The following is a 7,329-nucleotide window of genomic DNA, read 5'->3' on the forward strand; positions in this document are numbered from 1 at the left end:
AACGATATAAAAGCAATCAATATTCTAAATTACAAATAAACATTATAAACATTATAAAATAATAAATAGATGCTTTAAAAATAGTAATTAAATTATCTGTAATCAAATTAAACGTTATAAATAATTTTAATTAAGAATTAATCTAATCTTTAAAATTATCAAAAAATCGATATAAAAATAAATATATATCATATTTTTCAAAAATAAAACCATAGTTTATCTAAAAAAAGTAAGGAGGTGAAAACAATCAATGCAAAATATTATCTCATACTGGTGATTATGATTATTTTAATAAGCATTTCTGCTGTAAATGCAACAGATGTGAGCAATTCAACTACTGGCATATCTTCATATGATGAAAATCAACTTCAAAATAATGAAATTCCGCTAGATTCCTCATCAAATTTAAGTAAAGAGTTATCAAATGCGAATGATAACGATATAATCATACTTGAAAAGGGAACCTACAAAATCAGCGATTTTGAAATTACAAAAAATCTGACGATAAAAGGAAATGCCAACCCTCTTGATGTTATCATCGATGGAGAAAAAAAGTCAAGCATTTTTCTTATAAGAAACGATACATTGCATGTCTCCTTTAAAAACTTGACATTCATCAATGCAAATGCAGATGGATTTGGTGGAGCGATTTCCATGGAAACCGGACATACATATGTGGACAATTGCTATTTCATAAATAACACTGCCAGTGTAAATGCAGGAGGAATATCAAACTATGGAAACGAAACCCATAGAGGTTACTTGCTATTAAACAATTCATTTTTCATGAATAATCATGCAGGACATGATGGCGGAGCGGTAACAACATGCTTTGCAGACTCATACATTTACAATTGTGTTTTTATCAATAATTCAGCACACAGAGACGGCGGAGCAATAAGAGTAAGCGTTTCTGGATTCGGAAATGTTGAAGATTGTATTTTCATGTTTAACCATGCTGATGAATGGGGCGGAGCATATTACAGCTGGTCCGGTGAATCGCATATTAACAGATGCATTTTCATGAACAATACTGCCGGAACAAACGGTGGTGCAGTGATGGTTTCAGGAAATATAAATCTGGAAAATTCCATCATCACCAATAACGATGGCGGAGAGACAGGAGGCTCCTTCTACATACAACAACCCATGTACGATGCAAAAACCGTGATAAATATCCACAATAATATAATTACCAATAATTCATCACCTTACGGCAAAGAGATATTTATCAAATGGAAAGACACAAACCATCTGTATACCAAATTCGATAACAACGATTGGGGAGATGAGGATCCAAATGATTCCTCCGTGATTGACCCGAACCATGTGACAGACCGAAGCAGAGTATCCTCAACAATCAAATCCGATTTGTTTAGCATTCTAAATGTGAATTTACTAGATAAATATAGTGATTTGATTAAAGACTTTTTCCCTGATGATTCAATGAAAAATCTGAAAAGTCAATTTAAATCTCCTGAATCCAATCAAAATGAAAATAATGCCAACAGTCATAAGCATACTTCAAATGATTTGAAAAATTCTAATATAATAATAAATTCAGATACATTTAAATCAATTGAAAATAATGAGAATAATACAAAAACATCAACTTCCAAAGCAGAATCCAACTTAATTGAAAGTAATGCCAATCAACAATTAATCGTGGGAAATTCAACATCTCACGGCGATGATGGCGATGCTTATGAATTAAACGAAATTGATGGAGCTTCAGTTGCAAAACAAGGAAATTTGAATGTTCCAGTATTCATTATAATAATTGCAATCGTATTGATACTATTGGCAATAGGTTATAAAAGAGAAAATAAAAACAGTAAATAGATTTGATTCTATTTACTTAATTACTTATTTTTTTATTAATATTACGCGCAAGCAAGTAATCATAAATGTAAAAACCACACCAGAATATTACAGCAAATACACATGCAATGGCAATCCATGTGATTACAGGTCCGATTCCAAGATCAATCGGCATCCATTTCAGATATATTGCTATTAAAAACAAAACTGTCATTCCAATGCCCATCTGGAATATTATCTGGAACGGCAAGGGCAATTCCTCCTTTTCATATATAAATCCTGTCAATGAGAATCCCCAACCTGCCACAATGCATCCGAAGAAGAGATTGATTATATCTGTTCCTGAAAAGCTGATGTTTTGAGGGCCTGCCTGATAGGATATTAAGACCGCAACAAGCAAACCTATAAAGCAACCCACAAAAGCACCTAATGCCAAACTTTCAATTATATCTGTTAACTTCATCAAACCACCTACAAATCCAATGCCCTTTTGAAATCTGGCAAGTATTTTCTTGAGATATTGTCCTTCAGGCCATTTTTCAGCTCAATGAACATCATTCCCCTAAGAGAAGGGGCAACCCTTTTGATTTTTTTGAGATTGACGATAGTGGTTTTTGAAACTCTCACAAAATCACCGTTCAAACCCTCTTCAACCTGATACAATGGCTTTTTAATCATATACTCATCATTTTCAGCGTATACCTTGACCTTCCTGTCCTCAACACAGAACATGTAAATGTCCTTCAGCTCCAGAAGAGTGATGTCTGAGCCGTTGTTGACCGCAAGCATCTCGCTTTGATCCTCGCTTTCAAGAATGTTTATTGCCTTTGAGATGTTTTCAGTCAACTCATTTGTGTGAATGTCCGCATGAGGATTTTCAATATCTCTTGAAACAAATAGATTTACCTTCATTGTTTAATTCCTTAACCTTTCCATTTCTTCCTGAATCTTTCGTTCCCTGTAGCTTTCACTGTCAAAATCATCAACAAATGCATATGCCCTTAAAAAGTCAGCGATGACACCGATTCCCCAGAAAAATACAGGAAACATTACCCACCAAAAGCTTGGTGAAAACATCCAGTTTATAATAAATAATATTGCATTAACAATTATATATGCTTTTAAGTTCCTGTAAAATTTGATTTTGAGATTAACACGTTCTTCTGCTCTTGCCCTTAAGTTATCTGTCACATTATCACCTTCAAATCGATAATAATACTTAGTCAAAGCACATATAAGGACTAATTATCACATTGGCTGAGATGCAGAAAATTATGATTAAAATGCAAAAAAAGAGAATTGAAATGATGGCTATAATACAGCCACCAGATAATATAAGATTGAAGTTATTGCAGGAACTGTCAGGTTGTCAATTCCACCATAACTGAAAGCTTCACATAATGTTGCAACCGCTGAAATCATTATGATGTAAACGATGTTGAATTCAGGCATTGTGCAGCCGATTGATGCGAAAACCATCCAGACAAACACACTCATAACGGTTGTCACAACAAACATTGTAAGTGAACCTTCAAGAGATTTGGTGCCTCCAAACACTGTGTATTTGACTTTACCGAATTTCTGACCGATTAATGCTGCAAATCCGTCACCGTATACCATTGGAACAATTGCCAGTGCCACAATCCATATGAAGAATTTCGGATCGTTTGCAGGTGAAAGCATTGAGTATATTGCAATCAGCAATGTCCATATTCCCGCATAGAAAAATAAACCTAAAGCGTGGCCGGATTCGGTTACGCTGTTTTCTATTTTAATAGGTGAATATTCTGTCAGGAAGAACAGCACTATTGTGATAGGAAGTGTCAAAAACCATACCATTACCCATGGATCTGAGAAAAATGGCATGGCAAATATCATGACGTTTGCAGTATAAAACCAATTCCATTCTTGAGTTCCTATTGCTTGCATTTACATGCCATGTGTGAACGTCTTCACCTTCCTCAAAGTCAAAGTCGATTTTAACGAGGTTCCAGAATCTTGCGAAGTTGTATTCATACATTGTCCCCTCATAATAGAATCCGATTAATAGCTTACGTGGAATTTCAATACCGAATGCCTTTGGCCTTCCTCCTCCTGCTTCAAAAGCGGAGTTGTTCAGTTTTTTACCGGTTATTAAACTTGTAATGTTACATGAGGAAATCCAAAGCCATGGTGAGGTGAAGTCTCCTCCCCAATTCTTGTCGGCATATCCATAAGATTTTTCAGGAATCACTTCGTATTCTTCCCCATCAAGCCAGATTGTTCCGCTGTATTCTGTCTTGATTCCTTCTGCATGCCAGAACATTTCAAATGAGTTTAGCTTCCTGAAAAATGAGTTAGCACCATACCCAACATTAAAAGTGATTTTTTTTGTCAATGTCAAGATCCCACATCATGTCTCCAGCATTGGACATGTATTCAGGGTGGTTTTTGGCATCCTCCTCTGAAACTCTTGAAAAACCGCTCATGTGTGTTTCTGTAAGGCTGCAGTCCCCAACTTGAATGTTAAGCTCGTCATCAGGGCAGTTGAAGTATTTCATTGAGTAAAAATTATGGATTTGTTTTGGATTTTTACCCCATGTTCCTGCCTTGATCATGCAGTATGATGGTCTTTTGCCTGCTTTTTGGTTTTCAGGCAATTGTCCGAGTGTTGGTTCTTCTTCAGCTAAATCCGGGTTGCACACAAAGTATTCGATGAAAAATGGTTTAGGTTCGCCTGTCTTTTTATTGTATGCTGTTAATGAATGCCACCACCAGTCATATCCCTTTTTGGCAAGTGGCCCTTTAAGCATATAATAATCTCTTTTCAAATCACTTTTATTCATATTATTCCTCCCAAGATAAGATAATATGTAATATATTTTAAATGTATTATTATTTAATTTAGAAAAAAAAGAAGAAAAATAGATGAATTTTACATTTTAGATTTCATTTCAGATATATCTTCACGATAATACCATGCAACTGTTAAAATTATTAACAAAATTATAAATGAAATTCCAGTTACTTTATAAAATTCATCCTCATCAATTACTATTTGTTTAACTACAGATTGAGAACCTGGATTTCCACTATCACCTGCACTTGGTTGAGATGCTCCCGCTTGAGACACTGCATCTGAAACATCAGAGCTTTGTGAAACATCATTTACAGGATTGTTTGCACTGTTTGAAGGATCTGCTCTTTGACTTTGAGTGGAGTTGCCGTAAGAACTACTATCCCGTGACAATTTTCCATTTCCACGATTGGCGTCTCCGCTGGATCCATCACCAGAACCGTCACCATTTCCGTTTCCTCCACCTGTTCCAATGTCCTCATACAATTGGTAATTAGGAATTGATGGGTAACTATAACTTGGTGTTTTTCCATTAATAGGTTTTGAAGATTGCTTGGTATCTGAATCATAAGTATTATCCCTTCTGGAATTATCGACAGTTGCCTTGACAATGTCACCGGTTTGTGCATCCACAGTGAATGTGCCTATTCCACCACTAATAGTTAATGTTATGCTTTTTCCATTGTTGATTCTATATGACAATACCCTGTCAGGAAGCAAACTAGCCACATTACCATTTGAATCAATGAATGAAGCCTGGAATTGGTTAGGACCTGTTTGAGTAACGACAAACCTTATATTATTTGTCTTGATTTTAGGACAAACGACCCCACCACTGTACCAATTGTCTCCAAGTTTCAATGGATTATCATTTTTGTCATAATATGTGTCTCTAGCTTCAACTTCACGCTCCCTATTTCCCACAATAGCATTATAGGAAATCTCCTGACTCTTTGGCACAACATAATTACCTCCAAATTCAATACCCACATATTCATTATTGGATATGATATTTGATTGAATCTTATTGTTACCGATTTCAGACAAAGAAATTCCATTTTGACGATTGGATTCAATTGAATTGGAATTTATATTTATATTATTTCCCGCCTTATTAACACAAATACCATTTTCTATATTCTTTGAAATTGTATTTTTGCTAATGTACAAATTATTTGGTCCTTCACCATAGTTTTTGCCATTAATCTTACTATCCAGATAAATGCCATTTTTGCCATTGCCGGTTATGGTATTTCCATGAATATAAACATTGCTGGATTTAGCCACCTCAACACCATTTTTAACATTATTCGCAATTTTATTGCTAAAAATATATGAATAGCTTGACTCAGCAAGAACTATCCCGCTTTCAGAATTCTTAACAATATTATTTTTAGTAATGTTTAGGTATTTGGTGTTTAAAGCAACAATGCCGTTGCCTTTTGAGGTAATGTCATTTCCATAAATGGTTACATAATCTGCACCATCAACTTTGATTCCGTCACCGCCGTCAATCTTGAACCCCTTAACTTTTGTTAAAGAAGCGCCTTTTCCCTTAACAGTGATTACAGGACTTGATGAACTTGATTTTAATGTAGTTTGAACATTGCTCTGCAATGTCAGGCATTTTGTTACAACCAAATTAATATCCGAATAGCTTTTACCTTTAAATAAGATTACGTTATTCTCTTTAGCATTATCAATGATATTCTGGATTTGGGAATTGCCCATTCCACTTTCCACTTCACGGGTATTGTCCATAGTAATCTTAGTGGTCAGAGAGGAAGATTTATAATTTGAATTTCCGGCGAATTTAGTTACAATATTATAAGATCCGTCATTCAGTCGTATTTGCAGTGATGCAATGCCTGCAGAATCGGTGTTCTTGTTATAGCTTTTGCCATTGACTGTAAAAGTTACTTTAGCGTTTTGAAGAGCATTGTTATTGCCATCCAATAACTTTACCTTAAAGTAGTCTCCAATCACATCAAAATTTGTTTGGCCTTCAACCTGAAGGTGAGTATTTACCGGCGCAGCTTCAAGAACCCGTGTATCATTGGATGCTTCCAATGCAGGTTCATCCAAAACAGATAATGTCTCATTGACATTCGTGGAATTATCAATCTCTTGAGCGGCGCAAACATTTAATGTCAGTAATGAAAATATCAAAAGTGATCGTAGGCAAATCAGACAAGATTGATCTGATTCTGGCTGCGCTGCTGGCAAAGGGGCATGTGCTTCTGGAAGATGTGCCGGGCACCGGCAAGACCGTGCTTGCCAAATCGCTGGCGAAGTCCATCGACACAAAATTCAAACGGATTCAGTTTACTCCGGACCTTCTGCCTTCTGACCTGATCGGCATCAATTATTTCAACCAGAAAGAGCAGGAGTTCGTCTTCCGTCAGGGCGCGCTCTTTACCAATATTCTTCTGGCAGATGAGATCAACCGCGCAACGCCCAGAACCCAATCTTCTCTGCTTGAAAGCATGGAAGAAAAGCAGATCACAGTGGATGGTGTAACCTATGTGCTGGATCAGCCATTCTTTGTTATTGCGACCGAAAACCCGGGGGAGACGCAGGGCACTTTCCCGCTCCCGGAGGCACAGCTTGACCGTTTCCTGATTCAGCTTTCCATGGGTTATACGGATAAAGCAGAAACAGTAAAGATCCTC

The 7,329-nt window shown here is 36.2% G+C and carries 9 protein-coding genes; 2 read left to right on the forward strand and 7 right to left on the reverse strand.

Translation table 11 applies throughout. The annotated features are described in order from the left end of the window. Nucleotides 1-279: 279 nt before the first annotated feature. Nucleotides 280-1,842: a hypothetical protein gene (locus Q0W26_RS10545; protein WP_298525009.1), complete on the forward strand. Its 1,563-nt coding sequence runs from the start codon at nucleotides 280-282 to the stop codon at nucleotides 1,840-1,842. A 16-nt stretch (nucleotides 1,843-1,858) separates the two neighbouring features. Here the strand turns inward: Q0W26_RS10545 and Q0W26_RS10550 are convergent, their stop codons facing one another. From Q0W26_RS10550 to Q0W26_RS10580, 7 genes are all read right to left on the reverse strand, one after another. Then, complete coding sequence (locus Q0W26_RS10550) at nucleotides 1,859-2,284, reverse strand: DUF3021 domain-containing protein (protein ID WP_298525011.1); 426 nt, start codon at nucleotides 2,282-2,284, stop codon at nucleotides 1,859-1,861. Nucleotides 2,285-2,292: 8 nt separating this feature from the next. Further along, nucleotides 2,293-2,733, reverse strand: coding sequence for a LytTR family DNA-binding domain-containing protein (locus tag Q0W26_RS10555; protein WP_298525013.1), 441 nt, complete (start codon nucleotides 2,731-2,733; stop codon nucleotides 2,293-2,295). A 3-nt stretch (nucleotides 2,734-2,736) separates the two neighbouring features. Further along, entirely contained in the window at nucleotides 2,737-3,012 is a 276-nt protein-coding gene (locus tag Q0W26_RS10560; RefSeq protein WP_298525015.1) for a 2TM domain-containing protein, read from the reverse strand. Nucleotides 3,013-3,132: 120 nt separating this feature from the next. Continuing rightward, nucleotides 3,133-3,648, reverse strand: a complete 516-nt coding sequence (locus Q0W26_RS10565; protein WP_298525018.1) for a diacylglycerol/polyprenol kinase family protein — start codon at nucleotides 3,646-3,648, stop codon at nucleotides 3,133-3,135. Then, nucleotides 3,593-4,204, reverse strand: a complete 612-nt coding sequence (locus Q0W26_RS10570; RefSeq protein WP_298525021.1) for a tocopherol cyclase family protein — start codon at nucleotides 4,202-4,204, stop codon at nucleotides 3,593-3,595. Before Q0W26_RS10570 ends, Q0W26_RS10565 begins: the two co-directional genes overlap by 56 nt. Beyond that, nucleotides 4,176-4,646: a hypothetical protein gene (locus Q0W26_RS10575; RefSeq protein WP_298525024.1), complete on the reverse strand. Its 471-nt coding sequence runs from the start codon at nucleotides 4,644-4,646 to the stop codon at nucleotides 4,176-4,178. Before Q0W26_RS10575 ends, Q0W26_RS10570 begins: the two co-directional genes overlap by 29 nt. Nucleotides 4,647-4,735: 89 nt before the next feature. After that, nucleotides 4,736-6,826 (reverse strand): right-handed parallel beta-helix repeat-containing protein, encoded by a 2,091-nt coding sequence (locus Q0W26_RS10580; protein ID WP_298525027.1) that lies wholly within the window; start codon nucleotides 6,824-6,826, stop codon nucleotides 4,736-4,738. On the opposite strand from Q0W26_RS10580, the gene Q0W26_RS10585 reads away from it, so the two are divergent. Then, the coding region (locus tag Q0W26_RS10585; RefSeq protein ID WP_298525030.1) for a MoxR family ATPase at nucleotides 6,814-7,329 on the forward strand (516 nt) is incomplete at its 3' end. The genes Q0W26_RS10580 and Q0W26_RS10585 overlap by 13 nt on opposite strands.

Source organism: uncultured Methanobrevibacter sp., assembly GCF_947169325.1.
Classification (GTDB): Archaea; Methanobacteriota; Methanobacteria; order Methanobacteriales; family Methanobacteriaceae; genus Methanocatella.

Excerpts from the sequence above, each read along its gene's own strand:
- Q0W26_RS10545 (WP_298525009.1), top strand. The coding sequence starts at position 280 with ATGATTATTTTAATAAGCATTTCTGCTGTAAATGCAACAGATGTGAGC.
- Q0W26_RS10550 (WP_298525011.1), bottom strand. The coding sequence starts at position 2,284 with ATGAAGTTAACAGATATAATTGAAAGTTTGGCATTAGGTGCTTTTGTG.
- Q0W26_RS10555 (WP_298525013.1), bottom strand. The coding sequence starts at position 2,733 with ATGAAGGTAAATCTATTTGTTTCAAGAGATATTGAAAATCCTCATGCG.
- Q0W26_RS10575 (WP_298525024.1), bottom strand. The coding sequence starts at position 4,646 with ATGAATAAAAGTGATTTGAAAAGAGATTATTATATGCTTAAAGGGCCA.